16 protein-coding genes and 1 tRNA gene are annotated in these 19334 nt (G+C 35.5%); 3 read left to right on the forward strand and 14 right to left on the reverse strand.

The window, feature by feature from the left end; translation table 11 throughout:
• Positions 1–158 precede the first annotated feature (158 nt).
• The 3 genes from FC19_RS05265 (at position 159) to FC19_RS05275 (ending at position 1948) form a co-directional block, all read left to right on the forward strand.
• Positions 159–581, forward strand: a complete 423-nt coding sequence (locus FC19_RS05265) for an HIT family protein (protein ID WP_057875942.1) — start codon at positions 159–161, stop codon at positions 579–581.
• Positions 582–593: 12 nt separating this feature from the next.
• The gene (locus tag FC19_RS05270; protein ID WP_057875943.1) at positions 594–896 is read left to right on the forward strand and encodes a hypothetical protein; all 303 of its coding nucleotides are present in this window, start codon (positions 594–596) and stop codon (positions 894–896) included.
• Positions 897–1069: 173 nt separating this feature from the next.
• On the forward strand, positions 1070–1948 hold the full coding sequence (locus FC19_RS05275) for a peptidylprolyl isomerase PrsA (RefSeq protein WP_057875944.1): 879 nt from the start codon (positions 1070–1072) through the stop codon (positions 1946–1948).
• 165 nt (positions 1949–2113) lie between these two features.
• Here the strand turns inward: FC19_RS05275 and FC19_RS05280 are convergent, their stop codons facing one another.
• The 14 genes from FC19_RS05280 to purD form a co-directional block, all read right to left on the reverse strand.
• Positions 2114–3088 (reverse strand): 3'-5' exoribonuclease YhaM family protein, encoded by a 975-nt coding sequence (locus tag FC19_RS05280; protein ID WP_057875945.1) that lies wholly within the window; start codon positions 3086–3088, stop codon positions 2114–2116.
• Positions 3089–3115: 27 nt separating this feature from the next.
• Complete coding sequence (locus tag FC19_RS05285) at positions 3116–5680, reverse strand: ATP-binding protein (RefSeq protein ID WP_057875946.1); 2565 nt, start codon at positions 5678–5680, stop codon at positions 3116–3118.
• Between the two features lie 3 nt (positions 5681–5683).
• Entirely contained in the window at positions 5684–6886 is a 1203-nt protein-coding gene (locus tag FC19_RS05290) for a metallophosphoesterase family protein (protein ID WP_057875947.1), read from the reverse strand.
• A 191-nt stretch (positions 6887–7077) separates the two neighbouring features.
• Entirely contained in the window at positions 7078–7416 is a 339-nt protein-coding gene (locus FC19_RS05295) for a YlbF family regulator (RefSeq protein WP_057875948.1), read from the reverse strand.
• Positions 7417–7490: 74 nt separating this feature from the next.
• On the reverse strand, positions 7491–9620 hold the full coding sequence (locus tag FC19_RS05300) for a PBP1A family penicillin-binding protein (RefSeq protein WP_057875949.1): 2130 nt from the start codon (positions 9618–9620) through the stop codon (positions 7491–7493).
• Positions 9621–9719: 99 nt separating this feature from the next.
• Positions 9720–10190, reverse strand: coding sequence for an arginine repressor (gene argR / locus FC19_RS05305; protein ID WP_057875950.1), 471 nt, complete (start codon positions 10188–10190; stop codon positions 9720–9722).
• A 65-nt stretch (positions 10191–10255) separates the two neighbouring features.
• The gene (locus FC19_RS05310; RefSeq protein ID WP_057875951.1) at positions 10256–10966 is read right to left on the reverse strand and encodes a Crp/Fnr family transcriptional regulator; all 711 of its coding nucleotides are present in this window, start codon (positions 10964–10966) and stop codon (positions 10256–10258) included.
• A gap of 252 nt (positions 10967–11218) precedes the next feature.
• The gene (argS, locus tag FC19_RS05315) at positions 11219–12919 is read right to left on the reverse strand and encodes an arginine--tRNA ligase (protein ID WP_157061260.1); all 1701 of its coding nucleotides are present in this window, start codon (positions 12917–12919) and stop codon (positions 11219–11221) included.
• 299 nt (positions 12920–13218) lie between these two features.
• Positions 13219–13289, reverse strand: a tRNA-Gly gene (locus tag FC19_RS05320).
• A 49-nt stretch (positions 13290–13338) separates the two neighbouring features.
• Positions 13339–13545 carry a hypothetical protein gene (locus FC19_RS05325; protein ID WP_057875953.1) on the reverse strand — a complete coding sequence of 69 codons (207 nt, stop codon included), beginning with the start codon at positions 13543–13545 and terminating at the stop codon, positions 13339–13341.
• Positions 13546–13642: 97 nt separating this feature from the next.
• Positions 13643–15034, reverse strand: coding sequence for an MATE family efflux transporter (locus tag FC19_RS05330; protein WP_057875954.1), 1392 nt, complete (start codon positions 15032–15034; stop codon positions 13643–13645).
• A 216-nt stretch (positions 15035–15250) separates the two neighbouring features.
• Entirely contained in the window at positions 15251–16156 is a 906-nt protein-coding gene (locus FC19_RS05335) for a LysR family transcriptional regulator (protein ID WP_057875955.1), read from the reverse strand.
• Positions 16157–16357: 201 nt separating this feature from the next.
• Positions 16358–17953: a putative polysaccharide biosynthesis protein gene (locus tag FC19_RS05340; RefSeq protein ID WP_057875956.1), complete on the reverse strand. Its 1596-nt coding sequence runs from the start codon at positions 17951–17953 to the stop codon at positions 16358–16360.
• Between the two features lie 115 nt (positions 17954–18068).
• On the reverse strand, positions 18069–19334 hold the full coding sequence (purD, locus tag FC19_RS05345; protein ID WP_057875957.1) for a phosphoribosylamine--glycine ligase: 1266 nt from the start codon (positions 19332–19334) through the stop codon (positions 18069–18071).

Below are 19334 nucleotides of genomic sequence, written 5' to 3' on the forward strand. Positions count from 1 at the left end.
GGATACGGAATGTAGCTATTTAAAATCATTCAGAAGTTCTTGTTGATTTTTTACTCGTATATGCCCGACTAACATGATCTAAACACTCTAAAAGGACACCCTGAAGGCCACATATAGTGTATACTTGTTATTGAATAAGTCTGAAAGAAGGTTATACTATGGAAAATTGTATTTTTTGTAAAATAATAGCCGGTGAAATTCCGAGCACCACTATTTACGAAGATGAGGCAGTCAAAGCATTTTTAGATATCTCACAAACAACTCCAGGTCATACTCTGGTCGTTCCTAAAAAACATGTTGCCGACATTTTTGAATACGATCAAACTCTGGCAGCCTCTGTGTTTGAGCGTATTCCTAAAATTGCTCGTGCCATAAAAGCTAGCGATAGTTCCATAAAGGGTATGAATATTGTTAATAACAATGGGGCAATAGCATACCAGTCAGTTTTTCACTCCCATTTTCATCTTATTCCACGTTACTCAAGCAAAGATGACTTTAAAATGATTTTTGTAGATAATTCTGCGAACTACAAGCAGGAGAAACTTACTCAAATTGCAGCTCAAATAAAAAAACAATTCTAGGAGGAATGAAGATTGCAAACATCTCAAAAAATTGGTTTGATTGGAGTTATTGCAAGTACTGCTGTCATAGTATATTGTTCTCATCATCAGCTTCATCGTAAAGGAAAACAAGCTAAGGCACAGTATATGGGGTTGAAAGATGATCTGCATGAAATCATCGATAAAACCGGCCGTGTCTCCAAAAACTTTAAAAATCTCTCACACGATATTGACAAATACTCACCAGTTTTTGAAGAATTAATGGACGAAATTAATGAATTTCAATTCTTAATAAAACCACATCTCGATAAAATTGAAAAATCACAATCTAAATAATAAAATTAATTTATTATTTTTTTCGTAAAGATTGGGCAAAAACTGAAATTTTGGTAAACTTTTCCATTTTACCCAATCTTTTATTGTCATTGTGTTATAGTTATTATCGTTAGTTTGTATGTTTTCAGCTGTAAGCATACAAAGAAAATTATGAATGGGATGTGTTTTCTATAATGAAAAAATGGGTTCTTGGTGTAGCAGGAGTTCTTATGACGTTAAGTCTTGCAGCATGTTCAAAAACAGTTGCGACGACATCTGGTGGAAAAATCACCGAAAGTGAATACTACGATAGTATGAAAAAGACTTCGTCTGGCAAACAAATTTTGCAACAAATGATTTTAGACAAGGTTCTTGAAAAACAATATGGCGACAAAGTTTCCGACAAAAAAGTAACACAGCAATATAATACTTATAAGAGTCAATATGGTTCTTCATTTAGCTCTGTTTTAACACAAAATGGAATGACTAAGTCTAGCTTAAAGAAACAAATCCGCTCAAGTCTACTCCTTCGTGAAGCTGTTAAAGCAAATACGAAGATCACCAATAAGCAGCTTGAAAAGCAATGGAAATCTTATGAACCTAAAACGACTGTTGCTCATATTCTTGTAGCCAAAAAGGCAACCGCTCAAGAAGTTATTAAAAAACTTCAAAGTGGTGGAGATTTTACCAAACTTGCTAAAGAATACTCGACGGATTCAGCTACAAAGAACAAGGGTGGTAAACTTTCTGCCTTTGACAACACTGATACATCTTTAGACTCAACCTTCAAAAAAGCTGCATTTGCTTTAAAACAAGGTGAATATACAAAAGATCCAATCAAAACAAGTTACGGGTATCACGTTATCAAATCTATTAAGAAACCTGCTAAAGGCAAGATGTCTGATCACACTGCTGAATTGAAGACTCAAATCATCGATAACAAGATGAACAGTTCTTCCTCTCTTCAAAGTGTTGTTTCTAAAGTTTTGAAAAAGGGTAACGTTTCGATCAAAGATAAAGACTTGAAAGATATTCTTTCCAACTATCTTTCAACATCAAGCTCATCAAATTAATTTTGCTTAAATAAAAAGAAGTGTGGCTGTAACGGAGATTATTTCTCCCAGCCACACTTCTTTTTTTTCGCCAAATTCAGATATAGAAAAAACTTGGACTAAATTTTAATATTACATTTCATCTACACCCAAAACTATTTAAATCTTCTGATCCATCTTAATACTTCAATCATCTTCACTGACTTGCGTTTTCTCCTGCGGACAGTAAAAATTACGTCCGTCCATCCCAAAAATTCTTTCAGAAAAGTTCCCTGACTCCGTGTGATTTAATGCACCTTTTAACATTTGAATAGACGCGTCAAGCTCATCGATTTGATGTAAGACTTCTGCCTCAATCAAGTGTGGTCGAACTGGAGAGCCATACTCAAGCAGCCCGTGATGGGAAAGAATCATATGTCTCAATAAAATCATGTCTTCGCTTGCAAGATCAATCTTCAAATGCTGACAAGCTTTGACAATTTCTTCATCGACTAAAACAATATGACCAATCAAGTTGCCTTCAAGTGTATATTTTGTAGCAACTGGTCCTGATAATTCAATTGTTTTCCCCAGATCATGGAGAAGCGCGCCTGCGTATAGTAATGGCGCATTAATCACATCAGAGTACTGTTTTGCAACTGAATGGGCTAAACGTAACATTGAAAGTGTATGATACGCTAAACCTCCATCAAATGCATGGTGATTTTTTTTAGCAGCAGGAAAACTAAAAAAAGCATCATGATGCTCACGCAACAAATATCTTACGACCCTATTCCAGTTTGGATTAGTAATTTCAAAAAGTGCCTGATTAATTTCCTTTTCCATATCATCTTTTGGAACCGGAGCTGTCTTAACAAAAAGTTCTGGATTCATAGGTTCTTCTTCTGTTGTTTGACGCATATGGTAAATCTTTATTTGTGGGTTGTTCTTATACACTTCTCTTTTTCCCTTTAATAAAACGACTTGACCAGGTTTAAAATTAGCGATATCATCTTTTGAAGCGTCCCAAAACTTTGCACTGATTTCTCCAGAACTGTCGGAGAAATTAAATGCAATAAACTTTTTCCCATTTTTAGCTAGTCGTACCTCTGCAGATTTGATTAAAACAAATAATTCAACATTTTCATCAACCGCATAATCATATATTTTTCTTTGCTTCATTTCTGTTCCTGCCTCTCCATTCTCGTTCTATCCGATCATTAAAACTTCTTCCTCATTAACTTTATCATAGAATGGCTCAATATCGACTGTAAAACATAAAATTTGCGTTTTATTGCTGATTTCCTGTAATAACGCGAACATACTTTCCTTGCGTTTCTTGTCAAAATTTACGAAAGCATCGTCAACGATGAGTGGCAGACGGTATTTCTTGTTTGCTTTAGCAATAAATGCGAAACGTAAAGCTATATAAAGCTGTTCCGTGGTTGCTCGTGATAATTCTCCGACATCATAGTTAATTTTGTTATTTGAAACAAGCTTTAAATGTCCCTTAGAAAGCAATATTTTTTCAAAATGATGATTTGTTAAACGCATAAAATATTTTTCAGCCAATCGAACTACTTCTGGAAGATTATTTTGCGAGGACAATTCTAAAATACGCTTAAGCCATTGCTTTGTTGCATTAAAAGCAACCCAATTTTCTGACTGCTCAATAATCTCTGTTTGAAGATTTGTTAGTTCTTGCTCCATTACCTGCAATTTATCGTATTGACCCAACTGCTCAAGACGCACCTTTTTCTCTGTAATATCAGTGACAATTCGTTTCAATTCTTTTCTTTCGGACTCTAAAGTTTCTAAAATGGTCTCATAGTCTGCCTCTAAATTGCTTAGATTACGTTTATTATCTAAAATACCCATTGTTTGAGAATCTATTTGTGATTCAAGATTAGTTAATTTAATATTATCTTCAAAATGTTCTTTTTGTGCCGCATAATCTCTTTCAAAATCGGTAATGCTATTCTTCCCATACGCCGTAATCTTCTTATGCAACTCTGAAGATAAAACCTTAATCTTGTAAATTCTTTTTTTCTTTTCTTCTTCATAAGAAGCTATCATACGTGAATGCCCTTGCTGTTCACGCAGTAAAGGTGAAATTCTCCTTTTATATGCTTGCAACTGCTCCACTCGTTGTAAGGAATCTGCTGATAACACCAACTTTTTTTCACAGAAAAATGTTTGTTCCTTGATTGCCACTAACTGTTTTTCCTTTTCGGCTACATTTAATCTACATTCATTAACTTTTTCTGTTAATTCAAACCAGTGATTAAGATCAATTTGTTTAGTTTGAAGATAATTTAAAGACAGTTGACACCCCGCTTCCTCTAATATCTTCGTAATCTCAGCCGTATTTGTTCCAACATTCTCAAAATTATTTCCACCGTTCTGTATTCTAGAAAAATATTTTGAAAGCAGGACGATTCCTGTAATTAAGAAACATCCTATAAATGCACTTTTCGTCATGCCACTTGGTATAATTAAGGCACCGATCAAGAATAATAATGCTGCACAACCGCCCCACAGCGTAAAAGAATATTCAGATTTAACACTTTTTGTTTTTGGCCGTCTTCTGACCAACTGAGTATCATTCTCGACTCCTCTTGTATTTTGTTTCAATAGAAATAACAAACGTTTAATGTCCATTCTTGAAAAAGCTTGTATTGTTTTATCTTCCCAACTGTTCTTTTCTATGAGTTGATTACGTTCTTCTTCTAAAGTTGCCAACTGACTTCTAAGCTGTTTTATTCGTTCGATCGATCCACTCACTCTATCCAACATTTGAAAAACATTACTAAACTCATCTTCATGTAATTTAAAGTAGCTCAAATCATCTGATTCTATCTTCTGATTATCACCAACTAATGAATTGATTTTATCTTCGACCAATTGCAACATTTTTTTCTCACTGTCAATAGCCAATTTTGCCTCTGTAACTACTTGATAATCTTCTTCCGTTACTTTCATGTCAAAAGAGTTGCTCTTTTTTTGCTTATTAAGAGCTTGATATTGACTATACGCTGACCACAGGCTTTTTGCTTTTTGCATTTTTAATAATTCATTTTCATACTTTTTTATTTCTTCTTCGAGCTTCTGCTTACTTTTTGCTTCGTTTTGAATATCCAGAGTAAATTCACTGAAAAGGCTTGTTTTCGAGCGCACTTCATCTACTTCTTTTTTCTTTTGCTTATATTGTTTTAACAATTTGTTCAGTATTGGAACACGCCCATTGGGTTTATATAATTCATCTGCTTTTTTTTGAAACTTCTCCTGAATTTCAAAAACTTTTTGACTTCCACTGGTACCCACACTCAAAAGGCTTTTTTCAAGTTCCTCAGGTTCTAGTAAACCAATTTGATGTAGTGAATCTTGATCGAAACAATAAATTTCATTAAAAAGTTTGAGCGTTACTGGTCCGAGCCACTTTTCAAGAAAAGTTTCAGGGTAAAGCTGACCTGTCTGCACGTTTGTAATTTTCAGTTTTCCACCGTGACCTCCTTCAATCCGCTCAATGATAAACTCCCCATCGATAGTTTCTACCTTGAGACAACCACCGTACCTTGAGCCATTTTTAGGGTGATACTGTTCAAAAGGCTTACGCTTTGTTGCAAATCCAAATAAAATACTGGTTATAAAAACCCTTAAAGTTGTCTTTCCAGCCTCATTGTTTCCATAAATGAACTTTAGTTTTTTATTTAAATCAAATGAAACATCACTCCATTTTCCAAAACCATAAATTTTAACGGCTATGATTTTCATAAACTATTCTCCATCCATTTCTTCCTCAAGATACGCCCTTGATTTGTTTTTGATACTTTTGGCTATTGAAGGCTGTGCAAAATGTTCATCGATAAAGCGATACTTTACCAAATTGTCTGCTAATCGATACAAAGTAGTTTCTTGAAAAACTAAGTTAGCTGCCTCTTTTTCCGTATCTATATCCCAAAAATTTTTCTGCTGTGAGCGGACAGTGTTTATAGCAATATCGTACAAAAACAAACTGTGGTCATCCTGCATATCACTCTGAACTTGACCCAACAATACGCCTTTTATAATACGTTCTTTTAAACTAGAATCGAAATCAAGAGGGGCTTTCAAAATTATTCTCATAACAAATGCCCGCGCAGATGGCGTGGCCTTTTTGATATCAATCAGTTTAGTTTCAACTTTAGTTTTTAGTTGTTCGAATGTGTCTTCTTTTTCAAATCCTAAAACTGTTTCAACCCACTGAATTCCAGTCAGCGGACAAAAATTTGGAACTAATTGACCTTCCTGCTCTTCAACTAAATAGTACCCTTTAACTCCAATTTCTTTGATATTCTTTCCTTGAATATTACCGGAGTAAACAATCCAAGGGTCTTCGCTAAGAATTTCTCTCTTGTGGATATGACCCAAAGCCCAATAGTCATAATTCTTGCTTTTTAACTGTGATAATGAAAAAGGAGCATACTTAGCTTCTTCAAAATTGGAACTCACTTCTCCATGCAACATTCCCAAATGCCATTTTTCAGAACCTTTTATAGGGAAATAACTAGTTTGACATTTAACCCATTGTTTTCCATAACTAAAACTGGTTAAGCTCACAGGCTGCCCATCTGCAAAAAATTCTTTTGTTACAACTTTATTTGGAAAAACATATACATTCTCCGGATAAACCAGTTTTGTCTTCTCTAAATCAAGGAAATCATGATTGCCAAGGCAAAGATAAACCGGTATTCCAAATTGCTTAAGTTTAGTGAATTCTTTCTGCAGAAAAAGTTGGGCAGTGACACTTGGATGCGGATTGTCATATAGATCACCTGCAATAAGAATAAAATCTACTTTTTTATTAATCGCATCTTTGATCATTTCATCAAAAGCGGTCATTGAAGCTTTATATAATTGCTTCGAGAAATTATCTGGAATCTTCTTTAATCCCTCAAAGGGACTGTCTAAGTGAAGATCAGCGGTGTGAATAAATTTCACTACTATCGTCCTTTCTCAAAAAATTACCTTCTTCATTCTTTATTAACGAACACAAAAAGCACGAATTATATCATTCAAAAATAATTCGTGCTTCTTGATCAAAATTTGGAGTGTCAACGCCCAGATAGCGGCCAAGTGAACATTACCCCATTCCTGCACGTTATTTTGTGTGCTTACAAATTTTGCTATGTTTAATCTTGATATAATTCATTCACAGGTTTAAACATTATTTTATTAATTTCGTCCATAACCTGCGCAAGTTTACGCTCTTTTTCCATCAAAGTCATGATGACCTTTTTCTTTTCAATCTTTTCACCTAAACTTTTAATTGTATCGATATCACTATCTTTCAATTCACCTTTAGCTTGTTTGCTTTGAAATTCCATTTGAGCTTTTTGAAAGTCCTTGAACTGCTTGTAAGAAAGCTCATCAGCCTTTACCTCTGCATAGGCTTGTTTTAATTCTTGATATTCTTCTGTTTTACGTAAGTTCTGTTCTAATTGGTTAGCAGAATCGTATATATTAATCATAAAAAGTTCCTCCTTGTTTCGTTATTAAACACACTTTAATTGTAACATTATATCTTGCACTTCCAAAGCATCAATTATTGTCCTAACCATTCCTGTATCTTCTTCTTGCCCGAATCAAATAAATCGGCGGCCTTCTTTTTTATACTTGAAGTTGACTTAGATACATTATCACTGGCACTTTCTCCTGCATTTTTCAAGCTATTCCATATACCATTATTCTTCTTTTCAGAAGCAGCTACTTTACTTGATGCACTTTTTATCCCAAATGATGTTTGTTTAGTCGCTGGAATTATAGATTCCATTTCATCCTTAAAAAGTGACGCTCCTCCTCGGGTCCCCTCATCTGTCAATGAATGTTTAGATGAGTCAAAACCAACCCATGTTGCAACTACTACGTCAGGAGTATATCCGACATACCAATGATCTTTATCACTAGTTGTGGTTCCGTCTGCGCTCTGTGTGCTTCCAGTTTTGCCGGCAATCGTATATCCGCTCGGTTTAGCATCTGCCCCAGTTCCAATATTATAGACATCCATCATCATACTCGTCATTTCCTTAGCGTTTTTAGCACTTATGATTCTCTTTGAAGACGGTGACGTGTTATCAACAATGACCTTCCCTGAAGCATCAATAATTTTTGTAATAAAGTGCGACTCATTCTTAACACCTTCATTAGCAAAAGTAGTATAGGCACTAGCCATCTGATAAGGAGATTCACCTTTTGTGAGTCCGCCCAAACCTAAACTTAGATTATCGTCACTTTTTGTTACACCTAGTCCGAATTTTTTAACCATGTCATAACCAGACTGAACTCCAATTTTATTCAAAAGCCACACAGCTGCTGCATTCTTACTTTCTGCCAAAGCTTTGTACATAGAAATCTTTCCTGAATAAACATTGTTCCAATTATGTGGGGTATATTTATTTGTTCCGTATGACTTTAAATTATCCTGTAAAACAGAATCATAGTGATATCCTGCCTCAAGAGCCGGAGTATACACCGCAATCGGTTTAATCGTCGAACCTGGTGATCTAACAAGCTGTGTAGCACGGTTATAACCTCTAAAAACATGCGAGCCGGATCGACCGCCAACTACAGCAGCTACACCTCCGGTTTGAGGATCCATGACAACTGACCCTCCTTGCGCTTGTGTTCCATCTTCAGCGTTATAGGGGAATAAACTAGAATCAGCAAAACTATTTTGTAGACTTGTCTGGTAGTTTTGATTAAGAGATGTATAAATTTTGTAACCTCTATTCATAATCTGTGATTCTGTAAGTCCGTATTTTTTTATTGCTTCATTAATTACTGCATCAAAATAGTAAGGATATTTGTAACCAGATTCATACTGATATTCATCATCCACTACCATGTTTTGTGCCTTGTACACTTTTGCTTGAGATTTAGAAATTTTTTGATTTTCTGCCATTAACTCAATAACAACATTTCGACGTTGCTTAGATCTTTGAGGATGATCAATCGGATTAAAACCACTTGGGTTCGTTAACATTCCTGCTAAAGTTGCAGCTTGATCAACGCTTAATTGACTGGCACTAACACCAAAATATTTTTTTGAAGCATCTTCGACTCCCCAAACACCATTCCCAAAATACGCATTATTGAGATACATAGTTAATATTTCTTTTTTTGAGTATTCATTTTCAACCTGCATCGCAATAAATATTTCTTTTGCTTTACGTGAAAAAGTTTGTTCTTGTGATAAAAAAGCATTTTTTACGAGCTGTTGTGTTAAGGTACTTCCACCACCGCTAATGTAACTGCGTCCCAGCAACTTATTTTTCAAGTACAGAATACCAGCACGGCCAATCCCTTTAAAGGAGAAACCGTACTCATGATAAAAATTACGATCTTCTGTTGACAACACAGCATTCTGCATATTTACTGAGATATTATCAAGAGATTTCCAAGTCCCCTTCTGCGAATATAAATGTCCAGCCTTCTTACCTTGATAATCATATATTTCAGTTGATTGCTCTAACTCAGCTTTTAAATCGCCGACATTCGCAGTTTTCGCAACAAAAATAAGGTAAATACTTATGCTTAAAAAAACACTCAAGAAAGCAACTGCTAGCCACCGCCAAATTTGGTAGCGCCAAAACTTTCTTTTTATCCAGTTAGTTGCATACTTATAGAATTTTCTAACATTTTCCTTGATAAAATCTATCCATGAATCATACTTCATAATTTTATGCTCAACCTCTTCGTGGATTATTTACTACATTTTATCATACGGTTTAAATTATCAAATTGAAAAGAATAACTTTAATGTATAATTAAAAGATTAATCGTCCAAATTATTTTTATCAATATATTTCATAAACAGTCTTTCAACAGCTTCAGCATCCTCACGTGATTTACTGATAATCAAAATTGTGTCGTATCCTGCCATCGTTCCTACAACCTCTTTGAGTTTCAGATCATCAATGATTGCTGTCAACACATTAGCATTTCGCGGCAATGTATGAATTATATTTATAAACTCCACTTGTGTAATATCCGTTACCATTTCATGGATGTTTTCAAAAAGTTTCTCCTCTTCAGATTGACGATTCCCCTTAAAAATTGCATAGTGAAGTTGCCCACTTGCACCTTGTTCCTTAACTATTCTCATTTCGCGAATATCGCGTGAAATAGTCGCCTGAGTCGATTTAATTCCAATGTTTGACAAGGCCTTCATTAGTTCATCCTGCGTTGCAATTTCATTCTGATTGATTATCTGCTCTATTTTTGCTTGTCTTTCCTCTTTTTTCATAATGCACCTTTCTCCAACACTGTTTTAGAGCTATTATATCAAACCTCTTCAGTTTAAACGAGCCATTACCCTAAGTACTTATACTTTTCAAAAAAAATGGGTTTTAAAATCCATACATGTCGTGACAAAGTTACCAATGAATCCTTCTCTAACCTCGAAAAAGTTGCACTGACAGTTTTAGGTGTTGTTCCCACCACATATCCAAGTATTTCTCTTGTTATCCAGTGATTTTTTATTCTTACTCCTTCAGGACATGTCTCACCAAATTTTTTCCCAATAAAAAGCAGTTCCTCGATGACTCGCTCTTTCATTTGCGGCGCAGACACATCAATAGCATGGTTCGTACGCTCTGCAATAAGCTCGTCTCTCATTTGCATATATAATTTATGAATTGTCTTATTTCTTTTAGCTAGCCTTTTTATTTCTTCCGCAGGTATTACTAATACTTCGACCTTCGAACAAGTACTTATTTCAAATAAGACATTACTCGTATCGTTAGCTGAAAACATGAGTACTGGAAAAAAATCATCTCTCCCTAGTAAAAAACAGCGAACATTTCTACCTTTTTCGTTACTTACCTTCACACTGACAATTCCACTTACTATCAGATAAACCTTAGAAGAATCGCCTGCTCTATACCCCATATTACTTTTATGGCTGAATTCCTTGAATGTGCTAATAGATGAAACATCATCAATTGATTGCCGATCTAACAATGACTTCATTCTCAGCTGCTTTAACTTTTCTCTTACTAAAACTTGCTGTGCTTTTTCCATCTGTGTATTCTCCATTAAACTTAGTAGTTTTTTAAATGAATAAAACTAAATTATATTATATAGATATTTTACAACACAGTGAAATTTTTAGAAAGCGTTTTCTTAAATGATTTAGATTATTTTTTCTCTAATTTTTTTAAACAAAAAGACCCCATGACTAAACCAACATCTCGTCAAAGGATCCCAATTCGTATATTTGAAATATATTATTTTATAGTTTGTTTAAATAAGCAATTCAGTACTTAATAATAATTACATCTCTTCAGGTGCTTGAACGCCCAGAAGACGTAGAGATTCTTTCAACACTGAAGCCACACTCTTGGCAAGTGCTAATCTAGCCGTCAACTGTTCATCATTTTTCAAAATTTTAGTATGCGCATAGTATTTATTAAAAGACTTAGCTAGGTGCAAAGAGTATTTTGCAACCACAGAAGGTTCATATTCTTTGACAGCACGTTTGACAATCATTGAAAATGATTCTAATAGGCGTAAAACTTCCCAAGATTCTTCATCATCCAACTGATAATTTTCTTCTTTACCTCCACTTAAGGCTTTGTCTTCTGACTTGCGTAGAATACTCATTGCTCGCGCATGCGTGTACTGTACATATGGCCCAGTCTCACCCTCGAAGCGGACCACCTCATCCAAGTCAAAATCAAAATTATTCATACGTTCATTCTTCAAATCATGGAAGATAACAGCCCCTACACCAACTTGCTTAGCAACCTTCTCTTTATTTTTCAAATCTGGATTCTTCTCTTCAATTTGTTTCTTAGCAAGTGTCATCGCATCATCCAAAACCTCATCCAAAAGAATCACGCGGCCTGCACGTGTTGAGAGCTTTTTGCCTCCCTGTGTTATCAAGCCAAATGGGATGTGGTGAATGTCATCCGACCATTCTTCGCCTAATTCCTTTAAAACTGCTTTGAGCTGTTTAAAATGATTGGTCTGCTCGTTGCCAACTACATAAAGTGATTGAACAAAATTATAGGTCCGTTTTCTATAAATAGCAGCCGCTAAATCACGTGTAATATACAAAGTAGCTCCATCAGTTTTCTTAATCAAGGCCGGATTTAAATCATATTTGCTTAAATCAACAATTTGCGCTCCTCTACTTTCTTGAAGTAATTTTTTTTGTTCAAGAAGTGAGACAACCTCATCCATTTTATCATTGTAGAAGGCTTCACCATTAAATGAATCAAATTCAACACCTAATTTATTATAAATTTTCATAAAAGATTTCAATGATTCGGAACGGAACCACTTCCATAAGCGGACTGCCTCTGGATCACCATCTTCAAGTTTTTTGAACCATGCACGTGCTTCATCGTCGAGCTCCGGATGCTCAACATCCTCTTTATGAAAACGTACATAGTACTCAAGCAATTTGTTGATGGGGTCTGCCTTAACTTCTTCCTCAGTTCCCCAGAGTTTATATGCTTCAATCAATTTACCAAATTGAGTTCCCCAATCACCGAGATGATTTATCTTAATAGGATGATAGTTAGTTTTTTCCAAAATTTTTGCGATTGAATTTCCGATTACTGTCGAACGCAAGTGCCCCATTGAAATTGGTTTAGCAATGTTGGGCGAAGACATATCAATTGTAACATTGCCATTATTTCCTAAATCTTGGTCTCCATAACTTGAACCTTCAGCAAGAATTTGATGCAAAACATCGTTACTGAATGCCTTTTTGTCTAGGAAAAAATTAACATATGGGCCAACAGCTTGCACTTTATCAAAATTTCCTTGATCAACTTTACTTGCAATTTCGCTTGCAATAATCTGAGGAGCCCTTTTAAATATGCGCGCTAACGGAAAAGCTGGAAAAGCAAAGTCGCCTAAAGCTAAACTTTTAGGGTTTTCTATTGCATCCTCAATTATACTTCTTTCCAACTGTCCTTCCAATGCAGCGTATAATGCATCAACAACGATCTCTTTATAATTCATAATTTCCTCCTTGTTTTGACAATAAAAAAACTCCTACACTAAATAAATGTAAGAGACGAGAAAGTTTCCCGCGGTACCACTCTAATTGATCAGTAATCCACTCAACTATTTAATTGGACATTCCAGAAAGTGCGATTCAGCTATTTCAATTACCCGGCTTTCATCATCCCAGGCTCGCTTTCAACTTAGATAGCCTACTACTCTTTCTTCTTAAGCTCTGCCTAATTGTATCAAAAAAAAAATGCAATTCCTAGTCCTGAAATAAAAAAACGCCCTTCGCAGGACGCAACCTTTTACAAAGCGGGTGACGAGAATCGAACTCGCGACATCAGCTTGGGAAGCTGGGATTTTACCACTAAACTACACCCGCACAACACAAAGTAGTATATCACAAAACTACAGATGTGTCAGCTTCATTCTTAAGAAATTTTCTTCATACTTTTTAAACGGACAATTGCTCTCTTGTGAAAATCGCTGACTGCTAACTCATCAGAATCATCATGTTCAATTATTGAGACCATTGCAGAATTTTCATAGATTTTTTCAATTGATCCAACAAAATCGTGATTTAATGCACCAAATTTTTTGCATTTTACTTTTTCACCGATTTCGAAGTTTGCCTCCATTAACTCACCTTCATTCATACATCTTAAGCATAATATCAAATATAAAACATGCATGCAACTTTTTTACTTAATTTTAACAGCTTTTACTATTAACAACTTATTGGCGTAATTCAACTCGCTGTGTTTCTACCTTCTGCTGTTCAATCGTGATATCACCTTGTTTTTGTTTTAGCATTTTCATGGCCTTTGCATAGGAGAAAATCAATACAAGACATGAAGCAAACCAAGCCAAGGGATTAGCAAAACAAGTTCCAACATAACCGACAGAAGTCGCTAAAAGTAAGGCAGCCAAACAACGCATTAACAACTCCGCAATTCCTGCTAGTGTCGGAATGACACTTTCTCCTAGTCCTTGCAACGTGTAACGCAAAATAAACACGGTTGCGAGTATTAAATAAAACGAACCATTGACATTGAAATAAAGTTGCGACAGGTTTAAAACTTCTTCTGCTGATTTCCCAACAAATAGTACAACTAAATCTCTGCCAAATAGAATAATTAACAAACCCGCGACAATACTAAAAGCCCCAGAAACTAAAAGACTCTGCTTCACACCCTTCAATATGCGGTCATATTTGTGAGCTCCAAAATTTTGAGCAGTAAATGTTGCCATTGCTATCCCAAAAGACATCATTGGCTGAATTGCAACCTGATCTATTTTACTAGCAGCAGTTGTTGCCGCTACTGCTGTCGTTCCCAAACTGTTAAGTGCCGCCTGTATCATTATCGAACCGATCGCAATAATAGAAGTTTGGAAGGCCATTGGTAATCCAACGTATAAATGTTTCCGCAATTCCTGACTAGTCACCTTTTTGAAGTCGCTTTTTCGCACTTGCAATAAAGGCATTCTCTTCATAATGTATATAACACATAATACAACTGAAAAAATCTGCGCAATCACAGTAGCAAAACCTGCTCCTTCAACACCCATCCCGAAAATCAATATAAAAATCAACTCAAGTATGATGTTAACTACTGCAGCGACTATCAAAAAGTAAAGTGGCGTCCTGCTATCTCCTAGGGCGCGAATAATGTTAGCTAACAAATTAAAAGCCATCGAAGAAAAAATACCTGCAAAAATGATTGAGATAAACAATTGAGCATCTTGTTTTATTGCTGCTGGTGTCTGCATCAAATTTAAAATGTCACTAATAAAAAACAAACTTAAAAAAGTTAAAATCAGAGTCGCCCCTAAACAAATAATGATGCTGGCTGCAAAACTAACCCTAACTTTTTGATAATCATGCGCTCCAAAATATTGAGCCGTCATTATCGATAATCCAGCTGTCAATCCTTGTGCAAATCCAATAATCAAAAATTGAATACTTCCAGTCGCTCCGACCGCTGCAAGTTCGTTAACTCCAAGAGTCTGACCAACAATCAAAGTATCTGAAATACTGTATAACTGCTGAAACAAATTCCCAACTAGCAAGGGGATGGTAAACATCAAAATAAGCTTTATTGGACTTCCTTCAGTTAATTCCTTCACTCTTTGCCTCCTTATTAAATCAAATGTATCTTACCCGAACAAATATTATACTATAAGCTCTAGAAATTACGTTTTTTCATGATAGCACAATTATTTCTATAACGATAGTGTATACCAGCAGTTTTTCTGATTGAAAAGAAAATGTAATACTTGTCTTTATAAACAACCGTTTTTATCTCAAATTGAAGAGAAATGGCTTATTTTTCGCTGCATCCACTATATATTCTCAAAGGGCTTAATTTCATCTCCGTACCGTTCAAACAGATACTCTTGAATAACCTTTACAAATGCACGCGTGGAAGGAGTTTGTTGTGCTTCTGAATGCGAGATTAGGCAGATAGTTCGGTAAAACTTCTCTTTGAAGGGATAATGATTAACATTCCCAGATAATTTCTGCAGAGCCAGCTCTGGTAAGATGCCCAAACCTAGTCCACTTTCGACCATCGCAATAATAGAAGCATCATCAATACTATAATGAATTGAGTTAACAGAGACATTGTACGTGTCCAATGCTCTTTTCGTATCTCGATCATAATCAATTTGTTGCAAAATAAAATTTTTCTCTTTGATATCACTACGTGTTACTATTTTTCCTTCTTGCGGTTTGAATTTCTCTGGCGCAATGCAGTATATTGGATCCTTATGAAGTGGAATCACTTCAAGTTTTTCCTTAATAGGAAGAGCACTGAATCCAATATCTAACGTTCCCAGTCTGACTTGCTCGGCTACTTCGTTAAAATTTCCTTGCGTTACAGATAACTCAATGTTGGGATACATTTTTTTAAAACCGCGAATGATATCTGGCAGCCAATTAATACACACACTACTGAATGCACCAATTCTAATTCGACCTTCATTCAATCCATTAATTCGCGCAGCCTCTTCAGCAAGCTTTGCTTCTGCATTTAAAATTCCTTGGATAATCGGCAAAACTTTTTGCCCATCAGGAGTCAATCTAACACCTGTACGACTGCGAATAAAAAGCGAAAAACCGAGTTCTTTTTCTAGGCCCGCAATTGAATGGCTTATTGCTGAAGGTGTAACGTTCAGCTGCGTCGCAGTAGCAAAAAAAGTTTTTTGTTTTGCTACCTCACTAAATACTTCGTAAGCAAACGTAGACATTAAAGATTCTCCTTAAGTGAATTCAATTCATTTTATAACAATATTATTGAGTAATTTTAATTATAGAACTAAGGTACACTCATACTAAAGCAAATGCAAGACTTTTTCAAAAATAGTTTAATCTGAGAATTATAAATATACAAAAGACTGGAGCGATTGATGCTCTCCAGCCTTAGTTCTTAATCATAGTAAATTTTTTGGTCAGTGCTTTTTTTTCATAATAAATGTTTTACCCAGTATCTTCTGTGAAAGTTTTGTTTTGTCAAGCATCACAACATAAGCAACACCGAACAAAAGTGCAAAAATAACAGAATACAGGAAAGCTGTTATTTTAGTATGCGGAATGTACACAAAGCCCATTAAATATTGAACTAAAAAAGCCGTCAAAAACAACAATACATTCATAAAAATTACTTTTTTGACGTTTTTCAACTGTCCAGGCAATAGATTGTCTTCATTTATTCTCCTGAACGCCAATAAACTGATAGCCAAAAAAGCAATCATCGTACTTATAATTGCACCAAAAGCCCCCCATAGTGAAACACAAGGAATTTGCAAAACTAATTTCAAAATTAATCCAACAAATAAATAACGGATAGCCAGACGATGTTTTCCCATAGCTTGTACTATTGTGAAAAAATCTGTAAAAAGCGCGAGACTAATACTTGAAACTAGTGCCATCGCCAACAACTTCGCGGCATAGGTATCAAACTGAAAAAATATTCCATTTACTTCCCATGACAAGGCCAACAGTAATGTTACTGCCGGTAGAAGAATCAAAAACATTAAATCAATATTCTGACCGATGACTTCACTAACTTTTTTTCTATCTTTCCGATCATAATAACGTGCCAGTAAAGGCAAAGTCGTTTCAGAGATCGCAATCGTCAACGAAACGACCACAGTTGTAATTTTATTTGGATTAGCCGCAAAATACGTATACATTAATTCCGCCTGTTGGACAGTTGCCCCAAGCAAATTAGTGACAATGTTTTTAAACGTCACTTGATCAAAAAATTGAGTGATTGTTATTCCTGAACCAATAAGCACAAATGGCAAAGCTTCTGAAACAATATTTCGAAACAGTATCAAAATATTTTGCTTTTCTACCGGCATACTTTCCTGATAAAGCAAGCGATATTCAGGCATCTTAGTCCGCGCATAATTCAATAAGTAAATATAACTCGCAATTGTTCCCACAAAGGTTGCAAATGTGCTAAAATTAACAGCTGCGATGTAGCTTTTGTGGAATACCTCAAGTACAACAAAAGTTGCACCAAGAATAAAAAGAACACGTACAAACTGCTCCCATAACTGCGAAACACCAAACGGTTTCATATCTTGATTACCTTGAAAGAATCCTCGAATAAAGCTCATAGGAGGCAGGATAATCATTGTTGGAACTAAATAATAAATAGCCGTAGTAGCAGCTGTTTTAGAGACAACCGAACTGTGCGCTGCAATGAATGGTGCTGCAAGATACAATAGCACTCCACAAAAAACACCAGTCATCATCATAAAAAGAAAACCGTACTTAAAAATACGAATACTATTGCGAAATTTATTCTGCGAATTGTAAGAAGCAACTTGTCGTGCAATCGCAGTAGGAAAACCTGCAGTTCCTAAAGCTAAGAATAAAGAGTATGGCGTATACGCCGAGTTAAAAACAGCTTGAGCTTGATTTTGGTCCTTTCCAAACATTATCAACCAAGGGATTAGATAAACAATACCTAATACTCGAGAGAAAATGCTCCCAAACGACATCCAAAAAGCACCAGAAAGTAATTTATTTTTCATCTCAGATAACTCCTATTTGCAAATCAAAACCCATTTTAACATTTTGTAGGCCCTTTTTTTAGAAGATTATCCAAAGTTTTGTAAATATTTTTAAAAATAACATACCCATTAGCCATTAATACGCTCTTTTAGTTGCTCTCCTACCAATATCCTTACGATAGAAACAATTTTCAAAAGCTTTTTCTTTGAGATAACCATAAACATTCCTTTGTGCCTCTTCAATTGTTTTACCTTTACTTAAAACGGTTAAAAGTCTTCCACCATTTCCCTTTAAAGCAGCTAAGTCTCCATTAACATTAGCGTAATCAACTTCAATTCCTTCACTAGTTGAAAAATCAGGTAGTTTCTGACCTTTTATTGGATTCTGAGGATAACCTTCAGCTGCAACCACAACACCTAAACATGCTTTTTCTGAAATTGAAATTTTAGGCAGTTCTTCATTGTTAACGCAGGCACTTATTAATTCCGCAAAATCATTCTTCAATCGCGGCAAAACAACTTGTGTCTCTGGATCACCCAAACGAACATTGTATTCGATTACCTTAGGGCCCTTAGATGTCAAGATAAGGCCAATATACAAAATACCACAATAATTGAGTTTAGCTTCCCGCAAGCCCTTGATTGAAGGCTCAACAACATCTCTTAACATCAACTGGTAATCGTTCTTCGCTAATTGAGGGACCGGACTGTAAGCACCCATTCCTCCCGTATTAGGACCTTTGTCAAGATCATATGCACGCTTATGATCTTGTGCTACCGGAAGTATACGGTAATTCTTACTATTAACTACGACAAAGAGTGAGTACTCTGGACCATCCAAGAATTCCTCTAAAACTACCTTGCTCTGATCACCTGTAAATAGTTCTCTGATTACCATTTCTGCTTGTTTCTTATTTTGCGCAATTGTTACACCTTTACCTGCTGCTAAACCATCTGCCTTAATTACTACCGGCAAATCAAATTGCTGAAGCCCAAGTAATGCATCTTTCACAGTACTATATGATGCAAACTTTGCCGTCGGCACATGATAAGTCTGCATAAACTGAAGAGCCGTATCTTTAGATCCCTCTAACTGTGCGGCTATTGCATCAGGTCCAAATATTTTTAGATTTTCCTCTTTAAATGAATTAACAATTCCAGCGACAAGAGCATCTTCAGGCCCAACAAAAGTCCAAGCAATCGAATTTTTTTTAACAAAATGTTTTAAATTGTCAAAATCCAATTCAGGAATATCAACAACCTCGATTCCATCGGCTTTCATTCCAACATTGCCAGGAGCACAATATACCTTCTCAACACCTTGACTTTGAAGTAGTGATTTACAGATTGCATGTTCCCGTCCACCGGAGCCTACAACTAATACTTTAAATTCTTTCTTCAT

The sequence above is a fragment of the Liquorilactobacillus aquaticus DSM 21051 genome (genome assembly GCF_001436755.1).
GTDB classification, from domain to species: Bacteria; Bacillota; Bacilli; order Lactobacillales; family Lactobacillaceae; genus Liquorilactobacillus; species Liquorilactobacillus aquaticus.